At 66.2% G+C, this 24065-nt stretch carries 31 protein-coding genes, 2 tRNA genes and 1 other RNA gene; 12 read left to right on the forward strand and 22 right to left on the reverse strand.

The window, feature by feature from the left end; translation table 11 throughout:
- The coding region (locus C9E82_RS01470) for an integrase core domain-containing protein (RefSeq protein ID WP_147482365.1) at window positions 1-459 on the forward strand (459 nt) is incomplete at its 5' end.
- Window positions 404-1219 carry a serine hydrolase domain-containing protein gene (locus C9E82_RS01475; protein ID WP_244935984.1) on the forward strand — a complete coding sequence of 272 codons (816 nt, stop codon included), beginning with the start codon at window positions 404-406 and terminating at the stop codon, window positions 1217-1219. The genes C9E82_RS01470 and C9E82_RS01475, both read left to right, overlap by 56 nt.
- A 580-nt stretch (window positions 1220-1799) precedes the next feature.
- On the opposite strand, the gene C9E82_RS24330 is transcribed toward C9E82_RS01475, so the two are convergent.
- Window positions 1800-1997, reverse strand: a complete 198-nt coding sequence (locus tag C9E82_RS24330) for a hypothetical protein (RefSeq protein WP_183154031.1) — start codon at window positions 1995-1997, stop codon at window positions 1800-1802.
- Here C9E82_RS24330 and C9E82_RS01480 point away from each other — a divergent pair.
- The gene (locus tag C9E82_RS01480) at window positions 1989-2681 is read left to right on the forward strand and encodes an alpha/beta hydrolase family protein (protein WP_244935985.1); all 693 of its coding nucleotides are present in this window, start codon (window positions 1989-1991) and stop codon (window positions 2679-2681) included. The genes C9E82_RS24330 and C9E82_RS01480 overlap by 9 nt on opposite strands.
- Before the next feature lie 48 nt (window positions 2682-2729).
- Here C9E82_RS01480 and C9E82_RS01485 read toward each other — a convergent pair whose 3' ends face one another.
- Genes C9E82_RS01485 through C9E82_RS01490 form a run of 4 tightly spaced genes read right to left on the reverse strand, consistent with a single transcriptional unit; the run spans window position 2730 to window position 4414 of the window.
- A complete protein-coding gene (locus C9E82_RS01485) occupies window positions 2730-3485 on the reverse strand; it encodes a hypothetical protein (RefSeq protein ID WP_119897223.1) in 756 nt (251 codons plus the stop codon).
- Window positions 3486-3536: 51 nt separating this feature from the next.
- Window positions 3537-3713 (reverse strand): hypothetical protein, encoded by a 177-nt coding sequence (locus C9E82_RS24335; protein WP_170162019.1) that lies wholly within the window; start codon window positions 3711-3713, stop codon window positions 3537-3539.
- Between the two features lie 24 nt (window positions 3714-3737).
- Window positions 3738-4121: a hypothetical protein gene (locus C9E82_RS24020; RefSeq protein WP_183154025.1), complete on the reverse strand. Its 384-nt coding sequence runs from the start codon at window positions 4119-4121 to the stop codon at window positions 3738-3740.
- A 5-nt stretch (window positions 4122-4126) separates the two neighbouring features.
- The gene (locus C9E82_RS01490; protein WP_119897224.1) at window positions 4127-4414 is read right to left on the reverse strand and encodes a hypothetical protein; all 288 of its coding nucleotides are present in this window, start codon (window positions 4412-4414) and stop codon (window positions 4127-4129) included.
- 99 nt (window positions 4415-4513) lie between these two features.
- On the opposite strand from C9E82_RS01490, the gene C9E82_RS01495 reads away from it, so the two are divergent.
- The 3 genes from C9E82_RS01495 (at window position 4514) to C9E82_RS01505 (ending at window position 6285) form a co-directional block, all read left to right on the forward strand.
- Complete coding sequence (locus tag C9E82_RS01495; RefSeq protein WP_119897225.1) at window positions 4514-4855, forward strand: helix-turn-helix transcriptional regulator; 342 nt, start codon at window positions 4514-4516, stop codon at window positions 4853-4855.
- A gap of 232 nt (window positions 4856-5087) precedes the next feature.
- Complete coding sequence (locus tag C9E82_RS01500) at window positions 5088-6026, forward strand: ADP-ribosylglycohydrolase family protein (protein WP_240643463.1); 939 nt, start codon at window positions 5088-5090, stop codon at window positions 6024-6026.
- Between the two features lie 67 nt (window positions 6027-6093).
- Window positions 6094-6285 (forward strand): hypothetical protein, encoded by a 192-nt coding sequence (locus tag C9E82_RS01505; RefSeq protein WP_119897227.1) that lies wholly within the window; start codon window positions 6094-6096, stop codon window positions 6283-6285.
- Between the two features lie 103 nt (window positions 6286-6388).
- On the opposite strand, the gene C9E82_RS01510 is transcribed toward C9E82_RS01505, so the two are convergent.
- Complete coding sequence (locus C9E82_RS01510) at window positions 6389-7366, reverse strand: nucleoside recognition domain-containing protein (RefSeq protein WP_119897228.1); 978 nt, start codon at window positions 7364-7366, stop codon at window positions 6389-6391.
- Window positions 7367-7484: 118 nt separating this feature from the next.
- Here C9E82_RS01510 and C9E82_RS01515 point away from each other — a divergent pair, with 118 nt between their 5' ends.
- Window positions 7485-7937 (forward strand): Lrp/AsnC family transcriptional regulator, encoded by a 453-nt coding sequence (locus C9E82_RS01515; RefSeq protein WP_119897229.1) that lies wholly within the window; start codon window positions 7485-7487, stop codon window positions 7935-7937.
- Window positions 7938-8190: 253 nt separating this feature from the next.
- On the opposite strand, the gene C9E82_RS01520 is transcribed toward C9E82_RS01515, so the two are convergent.
- The 6 genes from C9E82_RS01520 to C9E82_RS01545 all read right to left on the reverse strand — a co-directional run bounded on the left by C9E82_RS01520 (window position 8191) and on the right by C9E82_RS01545 (window position 13352).
- A tRNA-Val gene (locus tag C9E82_RS01520) sits at window positions 8191-8266 on the reverse strand.
- Between the two features lie 115 nt (window positions 8267-8381).
- Window positions 8382-8891: a CarD family transcriptional regulator gene (locus tag C9E82_RS01525; RefSeq protein WP_119897230.1), complete on the reverse strand. Its 510-nt coding sequence runs from the start codon at window positions 8889-8891 to the stop codon at window positions 8382-8384.
- Window positions 8892-9285: 394 nt separating this feature from the next.
- Entirely contained in the window at window positions 9286-9624 is a 339-nt protein-coding gene (fdxA, locus tag C9E82_RS01530; protein WP_119897231.1) for a ferredoxin FdxA, read from the reverse strand.
- 32 nt (window positions 9625-9656) lie between these two features.
- The gene (locus C9E82_RS01535) at window positions 9657-9956 is read right to left on the reverse strand and encodes an RNA-binding S4 domain-containing protein (protein ID WP_119897232.1); all 300 of its coding nucleotides are present in this window, start codon (window positions 9954-9956) and stop codon (window positions 9657-9659) included.
- Window positions 9953-12895 (reverse strand): helicase-related protein, encoded by a 2943-nt coding sequence (locus C9E82_RS01540; protein WP_119897268.1) that lies wholly within the window; start codon window positions 12893-12895, stop codon window positions 9953-9955. The genes C9E82_RS01535 and C9E82_RS01540 overlap by 4 nt, the downstream gene beginning before the upstream one ends.
- 10 nt (window positions 12896-12905) lie before the next feature.
- A complete protein-coding gene (locus C9E82_RS01545) occupies window positions 12906-13352 on the reverse strand; it encodes a tetratricopeptide repeat protein (RefSeq protein ID WP_240643459.1) in 447 nt (148 codons plus the stop codon).
- Between the two features lie 200 nt (window positions 13353-13552).
- Between C9E82_RS01545 and C9E82_RS01550 the strand changes: the two genes are divergently transcribed.
- From C9E82_RS01550 to C9E82_RS01560, 3 genes are all read left to right on the forward strand, one after another.
- Window positions 13553-13837, forward strand: coding sequence for an SCP2 sterol-binding domain-containing protein (locus C9E82_RS01550; RefSeq protein WP_119897233.1), 285 nt, complete (start codon window positions 13553-13555; stop codon window positions 13835-13837).
- A 12-nt stretch (window positions 13838-13849) separates the two neighbouring features.
- Complete coding sequence (locus tag C9E82_RS01555) at window positions 13850-14791, forward strand: alpha/beta fold hydrolase (protein ID WP_119897234.1); 942 nt, start codon at window positions 13850-13852, stop codon at window positions 14789-14791.
- Between the two features lie 108 nt (window positions 14792-14899).
- On the forward strand, window positions 14900-15286 hold the full coding sequence (locus C9E82_RS01560; RefSeq protein ID WP_119897235.1) for a hypothetical protein: 387 nt from the start codon (window positions 14900-14902) through the stop codon (window positions 15284-15286).
- A 40-nt stretch (window positions 15287-15326) separates the two neighbouring features.
- On the opposite strand, the gene C9E82_RS01565 is transcribed toward C9E82_RS01560, so the two are convergent.
- The 10 genes from C9E82_RS01565 to gatC form a co-directional block, all read right to left on the reverse strand.
- Complete coding sequence (locus tag C9E82_RS01565) at window positions 15327-15989, reverse strand: phage holin family protein (protein WP_119897236.1); 663 nt, start codon at window positions 15987-15989, stop codon at window positions 15327-15329.
- A gap of 10 nt (window positions 15990-15999) precedes the next feature.
- Window positions 16000-16434, reverse strand: a complete 435-nt coding sequence (locus C9E82_RS01570) for an ElaB/YgaM/YqjD family protein (RefSeq protein WP_119897270.1) — start codon at window positions 16432-16434, stop codon at window positions 16000-16002.
- 163 nt (window positions 16435-16597) lie between these two features.
- Window positions 16598-17701: a Hint domain-containing protein gene (locus C9E82_RS01575; RefSeq protein WP_240643460.1), complete on the reverse strand. Its 1104-nt coding sequence runs from the start codon at window positions 17699-17701 to the stop codon at window positions 16598-16600.
- A 334-nt stretch (window positions 17702-18035) separates the two neighbouring features.
- Window positions 18036-18587, reverse strand: a complete 552-nt coding sequence (locus tag C9E82_RS01580; protein ID WP_119897237.1) for a glyoxalase superfamily protein — start codon at window positions 18585-18587, stop codon at window positions 18036-18038.
- A gap of 279 nt (window positions 18588-18866) precedes the next feature.
- The gene (gene rpmG, locus C9E82_RS01585; RefSeq protein WP_011750518.1) at window positions 18867-19034 is read right to left on the reverse strand and encodes a 50S ribosomal protein L33; all 168 of its coding nucleotides are present in this window, start codon (window positions 19032-19034) and stop codon (window positions 18867-18869) included.
- A gap of 144 nt (window positions 19035-19178) precedes the next feature.
- An RNA gene (gene rnpB / locus C9E82_RS01590) (RNase P RNA component class A) lies at window positions 19179-19556 on the reverse strand.
- Between the two features lie 115 nt (window positions 19557-19671).
- Window positions 19672-20319, reverse strand: coding sequence for an N-acetylmuramoyl-L-alanine amidase (locus tag C9E82_RS01595; protein ID WP_240643461.1), 648 nt, complete (start codon window positions 20317-20319; stop codon window positions 19672-19674).
- Window positions 20316-20984 (reverse strand): hypothetical protein, encoded by a 669-nt coding sequence (locus C9E82_RS01600; RefSeq protein ID WP_119897238.1) that lies wholly within the window; start codon window positions 20982-20984, stop codon window positions 20316-20318. Before C9E82_RS01600 ends, C9E82_RS01595 begins: the two co-directional genes overlap by 4 nt.
- A gap of 33 nt (window positions 20985-21017) precedes the next feature.
- On the reverse strand, window positions 21018-22499 hold the full coding sequence (gene gatA, locus C9E82_RS01605; protein WP_119897239.1) for an Asp-tRNA(Asn)/Glu-tRNA(Gln) amidotransferase subunit GatA: 1482 nt from the start codon (window positions 22497-22499) through the stop codon (window positions 21018-21020).
- The gene (gatC, locus tag C9E82_RS01610; protein ID WP_119897240.1) at window positions 22496-22783 is read right to left on the reverse strand and encodes an Asp-tRNA(Asn)/Glu-tRNA(Gln) amidotransferase subunit GatC; all 288 of its coding nucleotides are present in this window, start codon (window positions 22781-22783) and stop codon (window positions 22496-22498) included. The genes gatA and gatC overlap by 4 nt, the downstream gene beginning before the upstream one ends.
- Window positions 22784-22861: 78 nt before the next feature.
- Between gatC and C9E82_RS01615 the strand changes: the two genes are divergently transcribed.
- The gene (locus C9E82_RS01615) at window positions 22862-23803 is read left to right on the forward strand and encodes an AEC family transporter (protein ID WP_170162020.1); all 942 of its coding nucleotides are present in this window, start codon (window positions 22862-22864) and stop codon (window positions 23801-23803) included.
- A 135-nt stretch (window positions 23804-23938) separates the two neighbouring features.
- Window positions 23939-24013, forward strand: a tRNA-Glu gene (locus tag C9E82_RS01620).
- The last annotated feature ends 52 nt before the right edge of the window (window positions 24014-24065 follow it).

A 24065-nucleotide genomic window follows, 5' to 3' on the forward strand; every position in this document is an offset into this window, starting at 1 on the left:
GAGTTCACCCGGGAATGTCTGGCGATCCGCATCGGTCGCAAGCTCAACTCCACCGACGTCATCGACGTCCTGTCCGATCTGTTCATCCTGCGCGGTGTTCCCGGCCATGTTCGTTCCGACAACGGCCCGGAGTTCATCGCCAGGGCCGTGCGGGAGTGGATCGTAGCCGTCGGCGCAAAGACCGCATTCATCGAACCGGGAAGCCCATGGGAGAACGGCTACTGCGAGAGCTTCAACTCGAAGCTGCGTGACGAACTGCTCAACGGGGAGATCTTCTATAGCCTCGCCGAGGCAAGGGTCATCGTCGAGGCATGGCGACACTACTACAATACCGAGCGGCCGCACTCATCGCTCGGATATAAACCCCCGGCACCGGAGGCCATCATCTGGCCTGCGCCGCCGCGTGGATCGGCACCGTCATCTGCACAGGCCATGGCAGAAAAGCCGATCATGCATTAAAGCTGAAACCGGACCACCCTATGGGGGCAGGCCACTGACAGGTTACGACTTCTCACTACGCCAGCTTTTGGGTCATACCTCGGGCCTTCCGGATTACTACTCTCTCGCCTCCTACAGAAAAGGGGTTGCCGCAAATGAAGAGCCTTGGCCCGCCGCGCAATTGCGGGAAGCGGCGATGGCGCAGGGCAGGCTCTTCGCGCCGGGGAAGGGTTGGTTCTATTCTAATCTAGGTTACATGCTGGCGCGGGATCAGATCGAAGATGTAACGCAGCAATCATTCTCAAGCCTCGTCAAGCAGATGATCTGCGATCCACTCAGCCTCCGGAGTGTCGAACTCGCGCTCACGCGGCGCGATTTCGACCGCATCCATTGGCCGAGCGCTTCAGGATATCACCCAGGCTGGGTTTACCACGGCTGTCTTACCGGCACTGCCGTCGATGCGGCGAAGATCTTGCATGCCCTATTCATGGGTGAGTTGCTCAATGCGCCCACGCTTTCTGAAATGCGGATCCATCATCCCCTCGGTGGAGCCATTGAGGGGCGGCCATGGACAGAATGCGGCTATGCACTGGGCCTCATGAGCGGGCGTTGTGGGGAGGCTGGTCGGGTCATAGGCCACTCTGGCGGAGGGCCGTTTAGCGTCAATGCGGTCTACCATTTCCCCGATCTACCAACGCCCATCACTGTCGCGAGCTTCACAGACGGCAAAAACGAGGGTGTCGCGGAATTTGCGGCTGTCAAAGCGGCACTGCGCGACTGACCGCTTTGTCCCGCAAAGCCGCCGTCATCGATCCCTGTAAGCTCTGCTGGTTCGCGGGCCGCTGACAGCCCAATCTCACAGCCTAACACCCCCGGGGGTATCGCTCTCCCCTGCCCCCTCCCCTGGGTCGCAAGGGCAGTTCTTCGGCCCATCTGGATCCGTCATCCACGCGGCAAGGCACGCCCTTTCCGCCGTCACGACGCGTCACGGGGCTATGCTGGCGGCATCAAGCACCGCGCTTGCCAGGCCGCCAGACCTCCCGCGATTGTGTCCAATACCCCCGCGACATGGTCCTCCGGGGATAGGGGATGGTATGCCCCGCGCGAGAACATATGCACGAGGATAGGGGGTGGGTATCGAGGCCGCTCTGCATGGCCCGCAGCGGCCATCTCTTCCGCTATCCGGGTTCAAGCTCGCCGGTCTTCGGTTGCCCGCTTGGTCCGTATTTCTGCGCACATTCCCGATGCGCAGGATTTTCGTTGCAATGCCGCTCATCCGGTACCCTGCGAAGAACTCGACCGTCCGCACGGCGCCTACGACATCCGGTTGATATTGCCCCCTCGCCAGCTTGACCCCGCGATCACAAAGGGGGCAGCGTCGCGACATTGCAGGAAAAAGGTTCAGAACCGTGCTCCGTCTCGCGCTTCTCGTCGCCGCCACGCTCGCCGCATCGCCTTCCCGTGGCGGAGAAACGGATCTGACGCTGGATCGCGGGATCGCCGCCACGCTCAGCATGCCCCAAGGCGAAGGTCCCTTCCCTGCCGTTCTCATGCTGCATGGCCTCGGCTCGACCCGCAACGAGATCGGCAACATCCATGTCGATAGCGCCGAGGTTCTGGCCGCGAGTGGCATCGCCTCGCTCAGGTTCGATTTCCGGGGATTCGGCAAGTCGGATGGCGATACCGGCGCGTTTACGCTCGACCGGCAGAACGAGGATGCGCTGATCGGCCTCGATGCGCTCATGGCCACCGAGGGCGTGGATCCCGAACGGATCGGCGTCATGGGCTTTTCCTTCGGCGGCGGGGCGGCGATCGAGCTGGCGGCAGCCAGGCCCGATGCGGTCAGGTCGGTGGTGGTCTGGTCCCCGGTCGGAGATTATGTCGCCGACATGCTGGACAGCCTGGGACAGGACGCCTTCGACCGGGCGGCCGAAGAGGGCATCGTGGGACTGGACCTGGGCTGGCGCACCATGGCGCTGAAGAAGGGTTTCTTCGACAGTCTCTTCGCCCATGACCTGCTGGCGGCGTTGGCCGCCTATCCGGGGCCGTTCATGATGATCAACGGCGAGGATGATTTTTACCGGGAATATGCCGCGCCGATGATCGAGGCCGCAGCGGGTGCCGACAAGAAGGCGCTGCTGATCGAGGGCGCCGATCATATCTTTCACGTCTATACGCCCAGCCGCTCGAAGGCTTTTGAGGTGATCGAGGCAACGGTGAAACGCTTCATCGAAACGCTCTGATCTGAACGCGCCACAGCTGCCGGATCTTCAATCCTCGGCGGCCTGCCCTCACCCGCTTGGCCCGTATTTTCGCCGCGCGTTGCCGATGCGCAGGAATTCCATGGCGATGCGGCGATCGTCGCGCCGGGCCTCAAGCTCATGGGGCAACCGTTCCGCGAAGGACAGGATCAGATCCAGCAGGTCGTGATCGCCAGCATGTTCGGCAACGAGTTCCAGTAGGAATTGCGCGATCTCGACCGGCTGGGGCGGGTGGTTTCGGTCGCAGTAATCCAGCATGAACGCGCGGAAGCGCAGCCGCAGGTCGGCCTGCCATTCGGCTTTCGTCTCGGCAAAAGCCCGCATGAGAGCTTGGCGCTGTTCGCGCTGCTTGCGGGCGGCATCGTCTTCGGGCGTGTCAGAGCTTTCGGCGGGGGTGTCGGGCATCTGGTCTCCTGACGGCTGCACTTCGGCGCCCTCGACGCCATGTTTCCCAGGCAACGGCTCCAGTGGCTCCCAGCACTCGGCCTTCCACATATGCCGCCGGTTCTTAAAGCGCCGGACAATCCGTGCTTCCCTGCCGCGCGCCTCGTAAGCCTCGGGCAGCTTCCGCGCGAATGGACCGATGAGCGTGAGCAGGTCGATATCATTCGTCTGTTCAGCCAGGACCTCCAGCATATAGGCGGCAAGATCAACCTTGCGCGGCGGATGCTTCAGCTGGCTCAGATCGGCAAAGACCCGAACCAGATGATCCCGCACGCAGCGCTGCCAGATCGCCTTTTCGGCGTCCGTCTTGTCCCGCTCGGGTCCGTCCGGGTTATGCGTCATCACCTTCCTGCCGAATGATTATCCGCCACCGTTTCCCTGCGATCCCGTGCCTCACCCCCGGTTGCGCCAAGTCCACTGGATCAGCCGCCAGCAGAGCCAGAGGAAGGCGGCTAACAGCACCAGGATAACGACAAAGCCCGCCAGCACGGCGTCGATTGATGCCAGATAGCCCAAGACGGCCACGATGGCGCAAATGGCCAATACGAGACGAAACTGATCAGGGCTCATGTCAAACCACCTATTTGAAAGAGATCATTCAATTATTTTTCCGTCTATATCAAAACGCAACGCAGGCGTGGCATCAGGGCCAAGTTGAGGCGGCTCTTCCAAGTTTCCAAATATTTTTTCCGCTTCTTCTGGCGTCAACGTAATGACTATAGGCTCTCTATCTGCAGGCTGTATCGTTGCGCGATCTGTTTTTGTACCCACGAAGTAAGTGGTCGCCCCAATTGTAACGAGAACAATAAAGGAAACGACGACGATTAATTGCTGCTGCAGATGCTCAAGACCCTCACTCGCCAATATCAGGGTAAAGAATGAAATAACCACGGCCACCACCTGTCCAATAAGCGCAATGCTCAAGAACAACGTCAGCAGCACCTCCCATGACGGCAGCCATGCAGGCAGGTCGGCCAAAGTTATCACAGCCCCGCCCGCCGCTTGCACTCATTGGCACGGGTTCGAAGATGGCCCTCGCGCGCACGATCCGGCTGGATCGCAAACCCGGCGATCCCGAGGACCGGGATCCAGGTCACGCTGTTCTGCGCCTGCCGGGCTTGCTTGTTCGCCGCCTCCTGCCGCTGCAGTTCCTCATGTACGGTGCTGCAGGGCCAGATCGAGGCATGCGGCCCCGACGCTGTCTCCGGGGCCGCCGCGCAACCCGCCAGGACAGCACTTGCCACCAGAACCCCGCCAAGTTTGAACAGCATACCGACTACCTCCCCAAGAACCAAAGCCTGCTTCTAATATCCACAAAAAACAAATCATAGTCGATTTATAGCGTCAAGCCATGAAGCCTACTTGGCTGCATGGACAAGGATCTCAAGCGCTTCATCGCGGGCCAGCTGCGCGCCTACCGCCGCGCCGCCAGGCTGAACCAGGCCGAGCTCGCCGAGCGGATCGACCGCACCTCCGAGGCGATCTCCAATATCGAGCGCGGCAAGAGCCTGCCGGCGCTGGACACGCTGATGGCGATCTCAGAGGCGCTCGGGGTGCCGATCCGCGAGTTCTTCCCCGATCAGGGCTTTGACGACGACAAGAGCCCCAACCGGCTGCGGCTGGAGGCCGAGGCCCAGGCGACGTTGCGCAGCCTCAGCGACGAGCGCGCCAAGATCGCCCTGGCGCAGCTGAAGGCGCTGGCGAGCGCGTGAAAGGCGGCGGCGATCAAGTGCAGCACATGTAGGCGATGCAGGCAATTCACGGGGATGGATCAAGAGGGGCCGTGCCCCTCAGGCGATCTTGCGCGACTCAGCGATTATCGCCCCAAGATCATACGGGTGCAGGTGGAGGCGCTGGCAGGAGCCTGAAACTGCGCTGAATTGCGCAAGTGGTATGAGCGTGCTTTCCTGCGCGGGCTTACTCTCTCAGCTTCGGGCGCAGAACATGAACATACCATCTCTCACGCATTCATCGGGTATAGCGGACCGTGCATGCGGTGCATTGATTGGTCTTGCTGTGGGCGATGCTTTGGGGGCGCCAGTAGAGTTTCGGCCGCGAGGTAGCTTTTCTGCGGTAAGCGAAATGCGCGCCGGTGGGCGGTTTCGCCTCCCCGCCGGGGCCTGGACGGACGACACGGCCATGGCACTCTGTCTGGCCGATAGTCTTCTCGCGGCACCGCATCTGGATGAAGCTGACCTGCTGGACAGATTCTGCCGTTGGGCGGAAACCGGGGAGAACTCCAGCACCGGCGTGGCCGTTGGAATTGGTCAGATAACCTTGCGGAATCTCGGCCATTACCGGAGGACCGGTCATCTGGCGGCGCCCCAGCCACACGGACGCGCTGATGGCAACGGTGCCTTGATGCGGATTGCGCCGGTCGCCATCATGCATCACACATCTGCAGATAACGCCTCTGACACCGCTATTCGGCAAGGCAAGACCACGCACCATTCTGCCCCGTCTGACGCGGCCTGTGGCTTCACCGCGCACCTGATTGCCCAGATGATTCAGGGTGTCAGCTGGACCTCTGCCATCTCCAGCAGTTTAGCAAAGGTTTCCGACGAATACCTGCGATTGCGGATCGACAGGAGACATGACGAAGCTGAGCCGCCCTCAACCGGATTTGTATTGGATACGATTGAGGCCGCACTTTGGGCCATAGAACGCACCGACAGCTTTGAGGCCGCACTGATCCACGCCGTCAATCTGGGCGTTGATGCCGACACGGTAGGCGCGGTGACAGGACAGATTGCCGGGGCGCGATACGGGCTCTCAAGTATTCCAGCGCGCTGGTTGGAGCTGCTCGTACAGCGGGAGCGGATTGAAGCCGTCGCCAGAAGCCTCCTCGCCAAATCAACATCGGAGCAGGATATAAATAATTAAAGCAGATACTTGCGCACGCTGCCCCCGCATTTTTTCATCGGGATGATAACCCAATGAGGAGAAAATCATGGCAGACAAGGATCAAGGCGCAGTCTGGGGCACGGTGATGCTGGCGGGCGCGCAGATGGTGGAATGGCGGATCGAGGGCGCGGACGAACCGGTCGAAGGCACCGACCTGCGCAGCTTCTTCCGAGCCATGGCGGACAGGTCCGAAGGACGGGAGGCAGCGATCAGGGTCAGCTTTCTAGTGAAATGCTGAGTGGGTGGGACTGCAATCCAGCCCGTCTTGCGGATCTTGATGGAGCAGACCGGCGCTGGCTTACCGGTGTTTTGAACCTTTTACCGTCATGCGAGACGCGTCGTCATCGGCTGACCGCCTGCGGGTTTGGTGCCCGGAACGCCCATGTGAAGAAGGTCTCGTCGGAGACGGTTCGAAGAAGGCCGGCAATTGCAGCAGTCGCGGCCACGGCGAAAGCGAGCCGTCCTCCAAGAACAGCGCCGATGTCGGCACCAAGCGCCACGACAATCAGCGTGTCCTCGATGACGCTATGCGCGAACCCCATGAAAACGCACGAGACAAAGACCTGGCGTGGCGATACCGCTCCCGATCGTGCCTCGCGGATCAACAGACCTCCGCCATAGGATATTCCCAGGAACAGACCGACTGCGGTGAAGTGCCCGGCCTCGCCCCGTATTCCAGCAAGCCGCAGCAAGGGCGCGAGCGCCTTCATTACAAGCTTCAGAAGCCCTGTGACCCTCAGCACCTCAAGCCCCCACGACAAGGCCAGGAGGATGACGAGCATGGAGATCATCGTCTCCAGGAGGCCTGCGAAGAATCCTGTCCATTCGGGTGTGGCGCTCATCGGAATCCAGGTCGGGTTCACCGGCGCCGACAACCAGCCCGTGGCGGCAAGCAGGCGATGCAGCAGGAAGGCATAGAGCACGCCGCCCAGGATGCGCAGAAGCGTTGTCGTGATCATCCGGGGCCCCGCCTGCTGGATGATCTTCTGCTCGATCGGCAGGCCATGCGCAAACAGAAGCAGCGCCGAGAAAACCGTGATGTCCGCCACACTCAGCGAACTCGCCGGGACAAGGACGAAGATCAGGGGAACAGCCCCCCAAATTCCGACCAGCATTCCGCTCAGCCATGCCAGCCCCAATTCCGGCGGCAGCCCGACGAGACCCATGACAGGCGCGAATGCAGGAGCAACCGCCTCGATCACACCCATCCGCGACAGCAGTTCCGTCATGATCGTGATCGGAACCATGATCCGGGCGAGCACCCAATAGATTTCGAGCGTTTCCAGGGTCTTGCGCGAGGCGGCTATGAGGACCGGCATCAGAGGGCTCCTGTGACATTGCCCTGACCTTCTACCCCGAGCCCGATCGCATATACGGTCAAAGATTGCGCATCCCTGCAATTTTATTGCATTCTTGGCTTGGGACGGAATGACGCAAATGGACCGGATAGACAGAAAGCTCCTGAACCTTCTGCAACGTGACGCATCGAGAACGAATGTGGCTATGGCCGACGAGGTCGGGCTGTCTCCATCCAGTTGCCTGCGTCGGGTCCGGCGGCTGCGCAAGACGGGCATCATCGACCGCATTGTCGCGATCCTGAATCCCGCCAAAACCGGGCGCGTGCTGAAGGCGCTGGTCACGGTCGAACTGAAGCTTCATGGAGAGCAGCACATGCGCCGCTTTCTGGATCTGGCGATCGCCGAAGAAGCCGTATCGCAAGCCTATGCCGTGACAGGCGAGACCGATGTCGTCCTGATGCTGTCCCTGCGCGACATGGAAGAATTCGACGCGCTCTGCGACAGGTTGTTCCGCGACAAAACCAATATTGCCCGCTTCTTCACCATGATGGTGATCCGCACCGCGAAAGAGGAAACGGCAATTCGTCTTTGAGCGCAGCATATCCGGCAGCCGAGCCAATGGCAGCTTCGTCCCGCACAGCTGCCGCGCCCGGCATCCGTCATGCTGTCATGTCACGTCAGGCATCTGGATCGGCCCCCGAGTGACCTTGTCACCCTGAGCCTCTCCGATTCCGAGTGACCGCGAAGTGACCGCGAACATCTTCGGATATGGTGACAAGATGTCCGGCCCCGCCTCCGAGGGCAGCTAAGCACATCAGAAATATACCAAAAACGCCGCAAGGGAATGGTGGGCGGTGAGGGATTCGAACCCCCGACATCTTCGGTGTAAACGAAGCGCTCTACCAGCTGAGCTAACCGCCCGCCCGCGGCCCTTCTAGCGCGGGAGCGGGGCGGATGCCAGACCCTCGCCGCGTCGCCAGGCATGGAAAAGGGCCGGTCGCTGGGACCGGCCCGGATCGGTGCAACTTCGGCGAAATCAGGCGGCGCGAGAGATCAGGACCTCGTCCACCCGCTTCTGGGCGGCGCCCTCGTCAAGGCCGCCGACGGCGGCCACTTCGCGGGTCAGGCGGTCCAGCGCGGCTTCATAGAGCTGGCGCTCGGAATAGGATTGCTCGCGCTGGTCGTCGTTGCGGTGCAGGTCGCGCACCACCTCGGCGATCGACATCAGGTCGCCCGAATTGATCTTCTGCTCGTATTCCTGCGCCCGGCGCGACCACATGGCGCGCTTGACGCGGGCCTTGCCCTTCAGCGTCTCCAGCGCACGGTCGATCAGGTCCGGGGTCGAGAGGCTGCGCATCCCGATCTCGGCGGCGCGGGCGGTCGGCACGCGCAGGGTCATCTTGTCCTTGTCGAAGGAGATGACGAACATCTCCAGCCGCAGCCCCGCGACTTCCTGCTCTTCGATCGAGACGATCCGGCCAACCCCATGAGCCGGATAGACGACGAAATCATCGGGGCGGAATTCGTTCTTCTTGGTCTTGGACATATGGCTTCCTCTAGGTAGCGCCCCAGGGAACGGGACACAAAAGACCGCAAGCGGCGACTGCCGCCTTCGGTCAGATCTTGTTCTTGTCTCAGACCCCGGCCCGGCAGAGGGCGTTGGGTCGGCAGCATGCCAAACGCATCCAGCAGACCCTGAAGCGGATCAGCGCCTGACGGATGCGACAGCAAGGTGAACATATCACAAAACGCGCGCCAAAAAAAGCACCGCGAAACCCGCATGAATGCAGCTGCAGAATGACGTTAAATCGTTCAAGGACAATGCGTTGGAGAATATTCGGTGAAAATTCACCTCGCCGCGGCGCCGCGAATCGCCCGCAAAACCACGGCGGCCGCAAGACCCGGCCCGCCAGGCTGGCGGGGCCTTGCCGAGGCCGGGATCAGTCGCCCTCGCCCGGCGCTTCCGAGAAATATTTCCCCAGCTTGCCCTCGACCCCGTCCATTTCGGTGGCGGTAGGCAGCGGGTCCTTCTTCTGGGTGATGACCGGCCAGATCTCGGAATATTTCCGGTTGAACTCGACCCATTGATCCATGTCCGGCTCGGTATCGGGACGGATCGCATCGGCCGGGCATTCGGGTTCGCACACCCCGCAATCGATGCATTCGTCGGGATGGATCACAAGCGTGTTCTCGCCTTCGTAGAAACAGTCCACCGGACAGACTTCCACGCAGTCGGTATATTTGCACATTATGCAGTTATCGGTCACCACGTAGGTCATCTGGCGCGCTCTTGCTTGATCCTTGCGGCCATTCACCTAGTCCCTTCGCCCGGATCAATCAACCCGTCAGAATGTTCAAGATAGAGGCCCTGGGCCTCGGTCGCGGGTCCGCGGCGGCTGCCAAGCGCAAGAACCCGCAGCGCGCGGACACGGCCATAGGCGGAAACCGTCAGTTCGTCGCCCACATGCAGCGCCCGGCCGGGCTTGCGGCAGGGCTGGCCATTGACGCGGATGCCGCCGGCCTCGATCCGCTCGGCCGCCAGTCCGCGCGACTTGAACAGCCGCGCGAAGAACAGCCATTTGTCCAGCCGCAATCCCTCGGCGCCGCTCACTTCTTGTCTTTGAGCGTGGCGAGAATCGCGAAGGGGCTGTCCGGGTCGATCTTGCGCTCGGGCCGCTCGGGGCGCGAGGAGAAGGTCTTGGGCTTCTGCGCTCCGGGCTTGCCGCCCTTCGTCGGGCCGCCCTTGCCGCGCGGCTGGCCGCCGTCGCGCGCCCCGCGTTCGCCAGGCTGGTCCGGGCGCCCGTCGCCCCGCTGCCCATCACCGCGCTGCCCGTCACCCCGCTGCTGATCGCCGCGCGGCTGGCCGCCCTGGCGGCGCCCCTGCCCCTCGCCCTGCGGGCGGCGATGGTTCGCGCGCGGACGCGGCGCCCAACGGAACGTATAGAAGACCTCCATCTCGGGCGCAGGCTCGGCCGCTTCGGATGCCTCGCCCTCGGCCGCTTCCCCGGTCTCGCCGGCGGCTTCCGCCTCGGCGCGGCGCTTCTCGGCCTGTTCGGCTTCCCATTTCGCGCGGGTCTCGGCGGCCAGGACGCTTTCCTCCTCGGTCATCGGCGCATCCGTGGCCTCGGGGTTCGCCGCCGCTTCCGCCGCAGGCTCCGGCACCGCCGGTTCGGGCGCCTTGAGCTTGACCCGCTCGCCCTTCTCGGCGGCATAGCCCAGGCCCTGCATCAGCCCGGCGAACTGTTCCAGCGTCATGCCGGTGATCGACAGCATGTCGGGATTGGCCTCGAAACCGCCGCGCGTGTCCTGGCTGCGCAGCAGGTCGGCCAGGCGCTCCAGCATGTCGATGCGGATCGCGCGCTCGCCCGCCGGGCGATAGCCGGACAGCGTGTAATAGCCCTCGGGCACCTCGGGGATATGCGGGATCGTCACCAGGCCCGGCGGCGGGCTTTCGGGGAATTCGTCCAGCCCCTCGGCCAGCGACCACAGCACCAGCCGCAGCCGCGTCGGCGCGGGCTTCAGGAGCGCGGGCAGGAAGATGGTGAACTGGCCGAAGCGGACGCCATGCTTGCGCAACAGGCCCCGCGCCTCCTGGTCCAATTCCTTGACCTCGGCGGCGACCCCCTCGCGCGGCAGCACGCCGAGCGATTCCACCAGGCGGAAGGCGAAGCCGCGGGCCAGCCCCGCCAGCCCCTCGTCGCGCTGCATGGCCAAGAGCGGCTCGAACAGGCTGGCCGTCTTGCGGTCGATGAAATGCTGCAGCCGGCGGCGGACCTTCTCGGCGATCTCGGGGCCGGCCTCGTCGTCCACGAAGACCTCGATGCCGGGATGCAGCGCATCCGGGCCCTTGACCAGCTTGCCGACGGCGGCGGTGCCCCACATCAGCCCGCCCTGTTCGGTGAAGTCCAGCTCCGTGTCGGGCGCGTTGTAGAAACGGTCGGCGCGCAGGTGAAACTCGGGCCGCAGCGCCTCATGGCTGGCGCGGTTCAGCGTCTTCGCCTCGTCCGCCGTCGCGGTCTGGTCGGGGCGAAACCGGAAACCTTCGAGACGGCCGGCGAATTCGCCCTCGACCGTCACTTCGCCCTTGTCGTTCACTTCGGCCACAAGGCTCTCCTTCTGATTGAGCCGGCGCAGCAGCACCGAGGTGCGCCGGTCCACGAAACGTTGGGTCAGCGCCGCGTGCAGGGCGTCCGACAAGCGGTCTTCTACAGCGCGAGTCTCGTTACGCCAATGACTTTCGTCCTGCACCCAGCCGCTTCTTTGCGCAACATATGTCCAGGTCCGAATATATGCGAGCCGTTTCGAAATCGCATCGATATCGCCATGCACCCGGTCGATCCGATTGACCGCGCGCGCCAGCCAGTCCGAGGGAATCGCCCCCTCCTGCAGGAAGCCGAAGATGCGCGCCAGCAGGCCGACATGCTCGGCCGCCGAGATGCCGCGGAAATCAGGGACCCGGCAGACCTCCCACAGCAGCCGCACGTCGCGCCCGTCCTGTACCCGGTCGCGGATCTCGGGCATGTCGCGCAGGCTCTTCAGCGCCGCCAGGTCGTCGGCCTCGCGGCCCCGGCCCAGAAGGTCGTCGCCCGAGGGCGCCTCGAGGCTTTGCACCAGCCGGTCGATCGTGCCGAATTCCAGCGCCGCATTGCGCCAGACCAGCCGCTGGATCGGCGCGAAACGGTGATTCTCGATGGCCTCGATCAGCCCCTCGTCCAGGATCCGCGCCTCGCCGGTGACGCCGAAGCTGCCCGCCTCGGTATGGCGCCCGGCGCGGCCGGCGATCTGGCCCATCTCGTGCGGGAACAGCGGCCGGACGCGGCGGCCGTCGAACTTGTGCGTGGCGGAAAAGGCGACATGGCGGATGTCCAGGTTCAGCCCCATGCCGATGGCGTCGGTGGCGACCAGGTAGTCAACCTCACCGTTCTGATACATGGCGACCTGGGCGTTGCGCGTGCGTGGGCTCAGCGCCCCCATGACCACCGCGCAGCCGCCCTTCTGGCGGCGGATCAGCTCGGCCATGGCATAGACATCATCGACGCTGAACCCCACGATCGCCGAGCGCGAGGGCATCCGGCTGAGCTTCTTCGAGCCCGCCCAGCTGAGCGTGGACAGCCGCTCGCGCCGCTGGAACTGCACGCCGGGCACCAGCGCCGCGATGGCCGGGCGCATCGTGTCGCTGCCCAGCAGCAGCGTCTCGTGCAGCCCGCGCATGTTCAGCAGCCGGTCGGTGAAGACATGGCCCCGCTCCGGGTCGGCGCAAAGCTGGATCTCGTCGATGGCGACGAAATCGGCGCCGATCTCGGGCATGGCCTCGGTGGTGGCGACCCAGTATTGCACGCGCTCGGGCACGATCCGCTCCTCGCCCGTGACCAGCGCGACGACCGAGGGGCCGCGCGCCTTGACGATCCGGTCATAGACCTCGCGCGCCAGGAGGCGCAGCGGCAGGCCGATCACCCCCGTCCGGTGCGCCAGCATCCGCTCGATGGCATAATGGGTCTTGCCGGTATTGGTCGGCCCGAGGACGGCCGTCACCCGGCCCTTGGAAAGCATATTCATGGCGCTAGATCTGGGTGCCTGCGGTTTCGCGTTCCAGACGGGCGACGGCATCGATCGCCTCTTGCTGATGCGGGTGGATCTTCAGGCTGGCGCGATAGGCCTCCAGCGCGCGTTCGGGATCGCCCATCTCCTCCAGCAGGACGCCCAGCTGGGTCAGTGCGCCGAAATGCCGCGGCTCCAGCTCCAGCGCGCGGGCCAGATCGGACGCCGCCGGGCCGAAATGGCCCATCATCGCGAAGGCCGCCGCCCGCGCCTGCCAGCCCGCCGCGAAATCCGGGGCATGGTCGGTCAGCGCGGTCAGGTGGCCGATGGCGCTTTGCGGATCGCCCTCGTCCAGCGCGCCCTCGCCCCGCTGCAGCAGCATGTCCATCGCCGCAGAGCCGGACCTGGACCATTCGCGCAGGATGTCGGATTCGGCGATGCGCCAGCCCTCGCCCTCCGGCTCGGCCAATTGCCTAAACATTTCGTCAAGATCGCCCCGCTCTTGCGCGAAGCCGGTAGCCATGCCGCAAAGGATCAGGCAGAGTGCCCAGAACGCGCGGCGGCTTGCCGCTACGATATGGTGGAAAAGGAAACCATAGGCGCGCATACAGGAACTGTAACCCAGCCCGCATGTCGGGCGCCAGAGTTAGCGCGACCAAGAGGATGCATATGAGCGATGTTGTGAACGCGGCGGTCAGGAAGCTGGAAGAAAAACTGGGCGGCTTCTCGTCCACGGCGAAATTCGTGATCGAGGACGAGGGCTCGATCATGATCGATTCCGAAGGCGTGCGCGCGGGCGACGGCGAGGCCGAGGTCACGCTGCTGGCCAGCCGCGAGACCTTCGAGGGCATCCTGGACGGCAGCGTGAACCCGGCGACCGCCTTCATGATGGGCAAGCTGAAGATCGACGGCTCGATGGGCGTCGCCATGCAGCTTGGCCAGGCGCTGAGCTGACCCGCGGGCTTCGTGGAACCGGCGCCCTTCCGCCAGCTTCCCGGCGATCATGGCCGCCCCGCACGGGCCTTCCGGGTCCGTGCGGATGACGGCGTGCATCTGCGCCTGGCGCTGTGGGAGGGCGAGGATCCCCGGCAGGGCACCATCCTGCTGTTTCCCGGCCGCACCGAATATGCCGAGAAATATGCCGCGGTCGCGCAGGAGCTGAACGCGGCCGGCTATGCCGTGCTGACCGTGGACTGGCGCGGACAGGGCCTGTCCGACCGGCTGCAGGACGATCCCCTGCCGGGCCATGTCGGCGATTTCTCGGATTACCAGCGCGACGTGATCGAGATGGTCGTGGCAGGCACCGATCTGGACCTGCCGCGGCCCTGGCACCTGCTGGCCCATTCGATGGGCGGCTGCATCGGCCTTGCGGCGCTCCATGCCGAACTGCCGGTCGAGCGCGCGGTGTTTTCGGCGCCGATGTGGGGCATCCGCCTGGGGATGATCCCGCATTGGTTCGTACGCGGCGCGACGCATCTGGCCTCGCGGCTGGGGCGCGGCGGCCGCGTGGCGCCGCAGCGGGGCGGCGCCAGCAGCTATGTGCTGGACGATTCCTTCAATGCCAATCTGCTGACCCATGACGTCGACAACTGGACCCGGATGGTGCGCGAGGCGGCGGCCTGGCCCGACCTGACCATCGCCGGCGCCAGCTATGACTGGGTCGCGAAGGCCCTGGCCGAGTGCCAGCGCCTGGCGCAGCTGCCCGCGCCCGACCTGCCGGCGCTGATCGCCGCCGGGGACGAGGAACAGATCGTCTCGCTGCCCGCCATCCGGGAACTGGCCGGGCGCTGGGAGGGCGCCGAATTCCTGGAAGTCGCCGGTGCCCGCCATGAACTGATGATGGAGATACCGCCGCTTCGGCAGACCTTCATGGAGGCGGCCCTGGCCCATTTCCGTGCCGCCGGCTGAACCCGCGCGCCCGGCCGCGCTGGCCTGCGGCCCCTGCCCCGTCTTCCCGGATGCGATTGATCTTTGTTGTATTGCGTCAGCGCATTTCCGAAATAATCTGTTGATATTATGGAACATACATCGCTGCATTTCCTGATTGTCGAAAAGGACCCGTTCATCGCCCGCGACATGAGCGATGGGCTGGCGATCGCCGCGCCGGGATGCTCGGTCGAGGTGCTGAAATCGCCCGAGGAACTGCCCTTCGGCGCCGGCAGGCCGGCCTTCCCCTCGGCGCGCCGCCGGACGGTGCTGATCACCAAGCTGACCGTGGCCGAGATCGACGCCATCGGGCTGGCGGTGATCGCCGCGCAGATCAATGCCCTGATCGTCCTGCGCCAGGGCGAGGACCCCTTGGAGCTGATCCTGGCGCGCGGCTGGTTCTGCCTGCCCGCCCCCTTCACCGGCGACGACCTGGCCGAGCTGATCGCCGCCGTGAATCACCAGATCGCCTGCTGACGGACGGAAAAAAGGGCCCCTTGGGGGCCCTTTCGCATTGTCACAGAAGGTCATCCTCGTCGAAATCGACGGGATCCTCGCGCGGGCGGTCGCGCAATCGGGCGGCAAGCGTGACGCCGACGGCGAAGGCCGCCAGCAGCTTGGCCATGCTGCCCGCATTGCTGTTGGCCGCCGCCCCGGCCTTTTGCGAGGCCCGCCCCGCCGCCTGCCGCGCCGCCTCCACATTCTCGCCGGTCAGCCCGGCCTTGCGCGCGGTATCGCGGGCAAGGCCCTGGACGCGGCGCTCGGTGTCGCTGGCCAGCTTGTTGGCGCGGAACGAGGCCTGGTCCAGCAGCGAATGCACCTTGTTTCCCGCCATGTCGGCCATGCGCGCCGCCTCGGTGCGGGCGCGGTCCACGGCGGCATCCGCGGCCAGGTTGACCCGTGCCTCGACCTCGCGCTTCAACTCGTCGGTGGTCGGCATCGCGTGACGCGGCCGGGCCGCGACCAGCAGCAGGATCGCGCCGATCGCGACGAAACCGGCGCCGATGGCCAGCGAGGCATAGATCGGCCCCCAGCCCAGCCCGCTGTCCAGCGCGCTCCACAAGGCGGCCAGCAGGAAGCCCGCGGCGATGGCGAAGACCACCCCCGCCGCCGCCTTGAAGGCCGAGCGGCGGGCGGTATCCGTCAGCGCAAGCTTCAGGCGCTGCGCGTAGTCGAACATCCGCGCGACCTCAGCGGCGCGCCAGGATCAGGCCGACCAGAAAACCGACGCCCGCCGCGATCCCCAGCGCCTGGGCGGGGTGGCGGCGCACCATCTCGGAGACCTCGTCATAGCGCTCTTCGGCATAGCCGGCGACCTCATGGGCCTTGCGCTGACCGGCGTCGTAAAGGCGTTCGGCCTCGGCGCGGGCGCGTTCGGCATATTCCTCGCCCGCCTCGCGCGCGCGCTCGGCATATTCGCGGCCGGTTTCGCGCACGCTGTCGGCCAGTTCCGCGCCACGTTCCTTCAGCCGGTCGACCGAGGCATTGTCGGCCAGGCGATCCGCAGTCTCGCGCGCGTCCTCGGCCACCTTGCGGGCGCCGCTGCGCAGGTCCTCGCCCGCCTCGCGGGCCGCGGCCTTCACGTCTTCCTTGATGTTTTCAGCGGTCTTCTCGATCTTTGCCATCGTGACTTCCTTTCCGGTGTCCATGTCACCTTCGACATCAACTTTCGCCAGCACAACACCCGCGAAACCGCATCGTTCCAGCAGCCCGAAGAAATAATCGCCGGGCACGGAAAAAGGGCCGGACGGCTGCCGCCCGGCCCTTCCCCATGCGATCGGCGTGGCCTCAGTTGACCAGCGCCCGTCCGTTCTGCACATGGCGCATCGCCATCTTGCGGCCCTGGCGGCCCGAGACCAGCGGGCGGGCCGAGACCGGCGCATGGTCGCGCAGGCGCAGTTCGGGGAACAGCGTGAAGATCTCTTCCCGCGCCGCCTTGCCGACCATCTTCAGCGCCTCGGGGCCGGTGAACAGCGATTCCGATTCGGCGCCATTGGCGATGACGACCTCGTGCCGCTCGAACAGCATGTGGAAATATTCCACGCCCGCCACGTCCTCGGCGACATCCACGCCGTCGATGGTGACCAGCTGCTTGGCCGCGACCAGGACCTCGGAGGTGCCGAACATCCGCTGCGCGATGCGCGAGCGCACCAGCATCCGGTGCTGCGGCGAGACCAGCAGGTCCTGGGCGGGCACCGCCTCGCCAAGCGCGCCGGCGGCGATGCGGATCGGGCGCAGCTTCGGATTGGCGGCCAGCGCCTCGGCCTCCAGCCGGACCGAGCCGATCCAGCGCAGCGGCTGCAGCCCGTTGTCGCGGGTCACGATCAGGTCGCCCTCGGCCAGCTCCTCGATGGCACGGGGGCCCTCGGCGGTCTCGATCAGCGTGCCACGCGCGAAGCAGGGGAAGTCCTCGGGCTGCGGATAGGGAATCCTCGCGATATCCCTTGCGCTGCCCGGCACATAGCTCAGCTGCACCCCCGCCGGCGGCCAGGAACCGTCGCCCGAGGTATCGAAGGTGAAGCCGACGATCGGGTCGGCCTGACTGCCCACCGGGTTGATGCTGACGGCAACCATCTCATAGGTATTGCCATCGGCATCCTGCACCGTGATCATGTATTCGTTTTCGACCTTGTGGCCGACCGGCCAGTCTTCGCCGTTCAGCGAGACCCCTGCGACCAGCAGCTGGTAATGCGGATCGTCGTCGTCGAACGACCCGTCCTCGTCATTGATCTGCAGCACGGCCAGGCTGCCCGGCGCGAAGCTGAACGAGGGCGGGTTGGCGGCTTCCCAGCTGTCGCCCTGGCCGTCCTGCCAGAAGAGTGCCGCGGTTGCAGGATCGGTGTCGAAGGTGAAGGCGCTGATCGGGATAATCGGTAAATTGTAAACAGGCATTGTCGCTCCGTTCTTTGACTACTGGTGACAGACCCGGTGAAGGATCGATGTAGGTCGAAGACGGAATATGTCTGTGGGGAGAAAGGATTGGGCCGGAAAAACAATGGCCTGACTCATTACATCTCTGCAGACGGCATCCGCGCATCGAGCCCGCCGCACACACAGGGCGGACAATCATGCTCTAGCCCAGGGCGCGGCGGCCCACAACCTGCCTCTATCGTCAGGTCAGGCGATCCGGCACCGACATGGCGCCGGATAGCTTGCGGAAGCGGCAGATGCGCGCGGCCCGCCAGGATGGAAGCGCCGCGCCCGCGATCGGCCGCCGGCAGACCGGTCAGCCGCCGGTCAGTTCCATGAAGCGGATGCGGTTGTTGAACGGGTCGATGACCTGCATCTCCAGCCGGTCCTCCACCTGCTCCAGCCCCGGCCGCATGTAGCGGTAGTTCTTCGCCAGCAACTCGGCATGGAAGGCGCGGATCCCGGTCATGTAGACGCACATGTTGCCGCCCGGCGTCGCATCGCCGGAATGTTCGGACAGGTGCAGCCGCAATCCGCCCCGCGAGATCTGCGTGTAGAGCGGGAAGTTCTCGCCGTAGCGATGTTCCCAATCGGTGCCGAAGCCCAGGAAATCCAGGTAGAATTCCCGCGCCTTGGCGACATCGAAGATGCGGATGATGGGGACCGCCTCCTCGAAGCGGATCGCCTCGGCCGCGGGGCGGGCCTGGGCTTCGGCCGCGATCCGGGCCGCAAGGATGTTCCAGTTGCCGAAGCCCAGTTGCCGCGCTACCAGTTCCAGCGCCTCCGCGTGGGTGATGGCCGTGCCGTGTTCGGCCAGGGCGGCGCGCAGCGCCTTGGCCATGGCCTTTCCGTCGCGATGATCGCGCATGTCCGTCCCTCCATCCGGGCGATGGCCGTGGTCAGCGTCCGCATTGCCGACATGCCGCCCGAGCCTGTGAAACGGTCAGGAAAGCGTGGCGAGGCGTTCGCCAGACCCCTTCGGGGCGCGGACTGCGGGCCGCCTCTGGCCCTGCCGGCAGGTTAGCGCGGCCGCAGGGCGCTGTCAGCAGGGATTCGGCATGGCGCGCCCCCCTTGCGGCTTCGGTCCATGCGAAAAGGCCGCGTCCCCTGCGGGCGCGGCCTTCCATGTCCGGTCGGAAAGGCGATCCTACTTGATCTTGCCTTCCTTGTATTCGACATGCTTGCGAACGACCGGGTCGTATTTGTTGACCGTCATCTTTTCGGTCATCGTGCGGGCGTTCTTCTTGGTCACGTAGAAATGCCCGGTCCCGGCCGTCGAGTTCAGACGGATCTTGATCGTCGTCGGCTTCGCCATGTTGTTCGCTCCTGCTGCGGGGCCGGACGCGCGGTGCAAACCCCGTGGAATTCCTTTGGAAGCCCGCCTTTTAGCGACGATGCGGGCGAAGTCAACCGCGAATCGGCGCGAATTCGGGCCGCTTTCCCCGGTTTCGGGGCGATGATGCGCGGAGGGCCTGTAAGCCGGATTCTGTCCTCCGGGGTCGCCCCCGGATGGATGGCCATTCCTCTGGCCCGGCCGTTGCCGGCCGGATCTGGCTGCCTACCCGGACCTGCTGGGGCAAGGCGGCCCTGCGGATCGCTCCGCGCGCGGTCCCTATTCGGCATTGCTCCCGGTGGGGCTTGCCATGCGGGGACCGTTGCCGGCCCCCCGGTGGGCTCTTACCCCACCGTTTCACCCTTGCCGCCCGCGAGGGGCGGCGGTCTGTTCTCTGTGGCGCTTTCCCTGGGGTTGCCCCCGCCGGGCGTTACCCGGCACCGTCGCCTCATGGAGTCCGGACTTTCCTCGACAGTTGCCTGCCGCGGCCATCCGGCCCTCCGCGCCCGGCCGATATGCGGTCCCCGGGGGCAAAGGTCAATGCCGAATGGGGGCGCTGCCCCCGCCGCCCGTGCCGGGCGGCCCCCCCGGGATATTTGGGCCAAGATGAAAGCGGTTGTCAGGCGCGGGCGGTCAGGGCGGCCAGCGCGGCGGCGGCGCGGCGGTCGGCCGCGTTCTCGGGGCCGCGCGCCCAGGGGCGGAAGCGCAGGCGGAAGGCGGCAAGGCGGGTGGCCGGATCAGCGGCGGGATAGCCGATCGCGTCGAGGCTGGGGGCGAGCGGCAGGTCGGGGCCCTGGCCGGGCCAGAGCGCGAGGCCCTGGCGGGCGAGGCCCTGCCAGTCGAAGCGCGGGCCGGGATCGGACTTGCGGCCCGGCGCCATGTCGGAATGGGCGATGATCGCCTCGGGGCCCAGCTGCCAGCGGGACATGATGGCGCGCAGCAGCGCGCACAGCGCCTGCATCTGCGGGGCGGCGAAGGGGCGGTCGCCGGGATTGGCGATCTCGATGCCGATGCTGCGGGAATTCACGTCGTCGCGCCCCTGCCAGGACCCCGCGCCGGCATGCCAGGCGCGGCGGGTTTCCGGGATCAGCGCCTCGGCCCGGCCGGCCTCGTAGATCAGCCAATGGGCGCTGACCTCGGCCTCGGGGTCGCAGAGCCGGGCGCGGGCCGAGGCGGCATCAGTCATGCCGGTGTAATGCAGCACGACCAGCTCGATCCGCTGGCCGCGCCGGTCGCCGTGATTGGGGCTGGGGAAGCCGCCCGTCAAGGCTGGCGCAGCGGGCGCGGGTCCCAGCCGCAGACGAAGCCGTCGCCATCGGGGTCCATGCCGCGCGGATCGACCCGCGGGCCGCCGGCCGAGAGGAAGGCGATCTGCGCGGCCTCGGGGCTGGCGAAGCTGGCGCAGGCCTGGGCCGCCTGGGTGGCCGAGCCGGGGCCGCGCGCATAGAGCGCGTTGCCGGGCGCATGGCGGGTCTCGGCGGCGTAGCGGTGAAGGACCGGGACCGAGCCTGGATAGGGGCCGTCATTCGCCGCCAGCGGCGCATTGCGCGCGGGGGCCCTCGCCGCCGGTGCGGCAGCCGCAGCCGTCGCGGTCGCCGGGGCCGCAGTCGCTGGGGCCGCAGTCGCTGGGGCCGCCGTCACCGGGGCAACCGGCGCGCTGGCCGTCACCGTGCTGCTGCGCCGCGCCCCGATGCCCATCGTCGCCGGCACCGGCACCGGCGAGCGGCCGGCGATCTGTTCGGCCGTCGGCGCCTCGAAGGGGCGGGCCACGGGAATCACCGAGGGCGCCGCGCCGTTGGAGATCAGCGCCGCCTCGCGCTGGGTCAGGTAAGCGCCATAGGGCGAGCCGTCGAACCGATAGTTCGGATTCGCGCCCAGATGCTCGCCACAGCCGGCCAGCGCCAGCACCGAAATCAAGACCCAGCCGCGCATGTCGCCTCCGTTAGCTGCCTGTCTGGCCGAACCCTACCACCAGCGGTCGGGCTTGGCCACAAATCCCGCCGCGCGTTCCAGGACCAGCGCGTGGTTCAGAAGATCGCCCTCCTCGAAGGGCCGGCCGAACAGCTGCAGCCCCAGCGGCAGCCCCTGCTTGTCCAGCCCCACCGGCACCGAGATCCCCGGCAGGCCGGCCAGGTTCAGCGTCACCGTGAAGACGTCGTTCAGATAGGCCTGCACCGGGTCGGACTGGTCCAGCGACCCCAGCGGGAAGGCGGCCGAGGGCGTAGTGGGCGCCAGGATCGCGTCGATCCCGTCGGCGAAGGCATCGTCGAAGTCGCGCTTGATCAGCGCGCGGACCTTGCGGGCGCGGTTGTAATAGGCGTCGTAGAAGCCCGCCGACAGCACATAGGTGCCGATCATCATGCGGCGCTGGACCTCGGGGCCGAAGCCCTCGGCGCGGGTCTTCTCGTACATCTCGGTGATGCCGTCGCCCTGCCCCAGCTTCGCGCGGCGGCCATAGCGGACCCCGTCATAGCGGGCCAGGTTCGAGGACGCCTCGGCCGGCGCGATCACGTAATAGGCCGGCAGCGCGTATTTCGTATGCGGCAGGCTGATATCGACCACCTCGGCGCCGGCGTCGCGCAGCATCCGGGCGCCCTGCTGCCACAGCGCGTCGATTTCCGGGGGCATCCCGTCGACGCGATATTCGCGCGGGATGCCGATGCGCTTGCCGCGGATGTCGCCGGAAAGGGCGGCCTCGTAATCCGGGACCGGCCGGTCGGCGCAGGTCGAATCCTGCGGATCGCCTGATGCCATCGCGCCCAGCATGATCGCCGCGTCGCGCACCGTCTTGGTCATCGGGCCGGCCTGGTCCAGCGAGCTGGCATAGGCGATCACCCCCCAGCGGCTGACCCGGCCATAGGTCGGCTTCAACCCGACCGTGCCCGTGAACGCCGCCGGCTGGCGGATCGAGCCGCCGGTATCCGTCCCGGTCGCCGCCAGGCACAGATCCGCCGCCACCGCCGCCGCCGATCCGCCCGAGGACCCGCCCGGCGTCAGCTTGCGCCCGTCCACCTTCCACGGGTTCACCGCCGGGCCGTAGCAGCTGGATTCATTGGCCGAACCCATGGCGAATTCGTCCTGGTTCAGCTTGCCCAGCATCACCGCGCCGGCATCCCACAGGTTCCCGGTCACGGTCGATTCGTATTCGGGCGTGAAGCCTTCCAGGATGCGGCTGGCGGCCTGGCTGGGCACGCCCTTCACGCAGAAGACGTCCTTCACGCCGATCGGGATCCCGGTCATCGGCGCGGCCTCGCCCGCCCGGATGCGCCGGTCGGCGGCGGCGGCCATGTCGCGGGCGCGATCAGCCGTGCCGTGGACGAAGGCGTTCAGCGCGCCCGCCCCCTCGATGGCAGCCAGGCAGGCCTCGGTCAGTTCCGCCGAGGTCACCTCGCCCCTGGCCAGCGCGTCGCGGGCGTCAGCGATGGTCAGTCTGTTCAGCTCGCTCATTCCACCACCTTCGGCACGGCAAAGAAGCCCTCGCGCGCGTCGGGGGCGTTGGACAGGATCTTCTCGGGCATCCCGCCCGTGGTCACGACATCCTCGCGCCGCTTCAGCCGCATGGGCGTGACGCCGGTCATCGGCTCGACGCCGGTCACATCCACCTCGTTCAGCTGTTCCATGAAGTGCAGGATGCCGTTCAGTTCGCGCGCCAGCGCCGGCAATGCGGCGTCATCGACCGCGATGCGCGACAGATGGGCGACCTTGCGGGCCTCGTCCTCGGTGATCGACATGGCTTTTCCTTTCGTTGCTGCGCGGTCTACAACCCCGAGGGCGAGGCTGCAAGAAGCCCGCGCAGCCGAGGAGACGCCGTGCAACCCGCCCTGTCGGTCCTGCCCGTGATCCTGCTGGTCGTGGCCGGCCACCTGGCCCCGCGCTGGCAGATCATCGCCCCCGCCAGCTGGGCGGGGATCGAGCAGCTGGGCTTCCGGCTGCTGTTTCCCGCGATCCTGCTGACCTCGATCTACCGGGCCGAGCTGTCGCCCGGCGCGCTGGCCCCCTGGCTGGGGACGCTGATGGCAGCCTTCGCGCTGACCGGGGCGGCGGCGCTTCTGCTGCGCCGCCCGCTGGGGCTGTCCAATCCGCGCCTGACCTCGCTGTTCCAGGGGGCGCTGCGCTTCAATTCGCTGCTGATCCTGGCGGTGGCGGCGCAGGGGCTGGGGCCGGCGGCGATGAGCGACCTGGCGGTGGCGCTGGCGCTGCTGATCCCGCTGTTCAACATCGCCGCCATCGTCGCCCTGACCCTGTGCCCGCCCAGGGACGCCACCACCATCCCGCCCGGCCATCCCATGCGCCGGATCACGGCCGAGATCCTGCGCAACCCGCTGGTGATCGGCTGCGCGCTGGGTCTGGCGCTGAACCTGTCGGGGCTGGACCTGCCCGCCTGGATCCTGTCGCCGCTGGACTGGCTGGGCCAGGGGGCGCTGGCGGTGGGCCTGCTGAGCGTCGGCGCGGGGATCCAGCTGCGGCGGCTGATCAATCGCGACCCGGCGCTGTGGGTCGGCGTGGCCATGCGGCTGGTGCTGTGCCCGGCGCTGTTTCTGCCGCTGGCGCTGCTGGCGGGCCTGCCGGCGGGCCAGATCGCCTCGGGTCTTCTGGCGGCCGCGGCACCCGGCGCGCCGGCCGGCTATATCCTGGCGCGGCAGATGGGCGGAGACGCGGATTTCTATGCCGACATCTTCACCTGGCAGACCCTGCTTGCGGCCATCGGCCTGCCGCTGTGGCTGTCGGTGGCGGCCGTTTTCGCAGCCTGACGGGCGGTTCCGGCGCCTGCCCCGCAGGGCGCGAAAAAATTCCGCATGGCGGTGATTTTTTCCCCTTGCACCCATCCGCGGCCTCGCCTAAACACCGCTCCACGCCGCCGGGACGACCGGCAGCGGTGAAAAGGTGGCCCGTTCGTCTATCGGTTAGGACGCCAGGTTTTCAACCTGGAAAGAGGGGTTCGATTCCCCTACGGGCTGCCACTCCATCCCATTTGTCACTGAAAATCAGGCTGATACGCCGGATTCCTGAATC

It is taken from the genome of Paracoccus sigandri (assembly GCF_003709565.1).
In the GTDB taxonomy this organism is placed as follows: Bacteria; Pseudomonadota; Alphaproteobacteria; order Rhodobacterales; family Rhodobacteraceae; genus Paracoccus; species Paracoccus siganidrum.

Bases quoted from the DNA above. Each gene is read 5' to 3' on its own strand.
- C9E82_RS01565 (WP_119897236.1), bottom strand. From the start codon at position 15,989: ATGTTCGACTACGCGCAGCGCCTGAAGCTTGCGCTGACGGATACCGCC.
- C9E82_RS01480 (WP_244935985.1), top strand. From the start codon at position 1,989: ATGCTGCATGGCCTCGGCTCGACCCGCAACGAGATCGGCAACATCCAT.
- gatC (WP_119897240.1), bottom strand. From the start codon at position 22,783: ATGTCGATCACCGAGGACGAGGCCCGCAAGGTCGCCCATCTGTCGCGC.
- rpmG (WP_011750518.1), bottom strand. From the start codon at position 19,034: ATGGCGAAGCCGACGACGATCAAGATCCGTCTGAACTCGACGGCCGGG.
- C9E82_RS01500 (WP_240643463.1), top strand. From the start codon at position 5,088: ATGAACATACCATCTCTCACGCATTCATCGGGTATAGCGGACCGTGCA.
- C9E82_RS01600 (WP_119897238.1), bottom strand. From the start codon at position 20,984: ATGCGCGGCTGGGTCTTGATTTCGGTGCTGGCGCTGGCCGGCTGTGGC.
- gatA (WP_119897239.1), bottom strand. From the start codon at position 22,499: ATGAGCGAGCTGAACAGACTGACCATCGCTGACGCCCGCGACGCGCTG.
- C9E82_RS24330 (WP_183154031.1), bottom strand. From the start codon at position 1,997: ATGCAGCATGAGAACGGCAGGGAAGGGACCTTCGCCTTGGGGCATGCT.
- C9E82_RS01515 (WP_119897229.1), top strand. From the start codon at position 7,485: ATGGACCGGATAGACAGAAAGCTCCTGAACCTTCTGCAACGTGACGCA.
- C9E82_RS01525 (WP_119897230.1), bottom strand. From the start codon at position 8,891: ATGTCCAAGACCAAGAAGAACGAATTCCGCCCCGATGATTTCGTCGTC.
- C9E82_RS01510 (WP_119897228.1), bottom strand. From the start codon at position 7,366: ATGCCGGTCCTCATAGCCGCCTCGCGCAAGACCCTGGAAACGCTCGAA.
- C9E82_RS01485 (WP_119897223.1), bottom strand. From the start codon at position 3,485: ATGACGCATAACCCGGACGGACCCGAGCGGGACAAGACGGACGCCGAA.
- C9E82_RS24335 (WP_170162019.1), bottom strand. From the start codon at position 3,713: ATGAGCCCTGATCAGTTTCGTCTCGTATTGGCCATTTGCGCCATCGTG.
- C9E82_RS01540 (WP_119897268.1), bottom strand. From the start codon at position 12,895: ATGCTTTCCAAGGGCCGGGTGACGGCCGTCCTCGGGCCGACCAATACC.
- C9E82_RS01570 (WP_119897270.1), bottom strand. From the start codon at position 16,434: ATGGCAAAGATCGAGAAGACCGCTGAAAACATCAAGGAAGACGTGAAG.
- C9E82_RS01575 (WP_240643460.1), bottom strand. From the start codon at position 17,701: ATGCCTGTTTACAATTTACCGATTATCCCGATCAGCGCCTTCACCTTC.
- C9E82_RS01580 (WP_119897237.1), bottom strand. From the start codon at position 18,587: ATGCGCGATCATCGCGACGGAAAGGCCATGGCCAAGGCGCTGCGCGCC.
- fdxA (WP_119897231.1), bottom strand. From the start codon at position 9,624: ATGACCTACGTGGTGACCGATAACTGCATAATGTGCAAATATACCGAC.
- C9E82_RS01560 (WP_119897235.1), top strand. From the start codon at position 14,900: ATGGAACATACATCGCTGCATTTCCTGATTGTCGAAAAGGACCCGTTC.
- C9E82_RS01505 (WP_119897227.1), top strand. From the start codon at position 6,094: ATGGCAGACAAGGATCAAGGCGCAGTCTGGGGCACGGTGATGCTGGCG.
- C9E82_RS01490 (WP_119897224.1), bottom strand. From the start codon at position 4,414: ATGCTGTTCAAACTTGGCGGGGTTCTGGTGGCAAGTGCTGTCCTGGCG.
- C9E82_RS01550 (WP_119897233.1), top strand. From the start codon at position 13,553: ATGAGCGATGTTGTGAACGCGGCGGTCAGGAAGCTGGAAGAAAAACTG.
- C9E82_RS01495 (WP_119897225.1), top strand. From the start codon at position 4,514: ATGGACAAGGATCTCAAGCGCTTCATCGCGGGCCAGCTGCGCGCCTAC.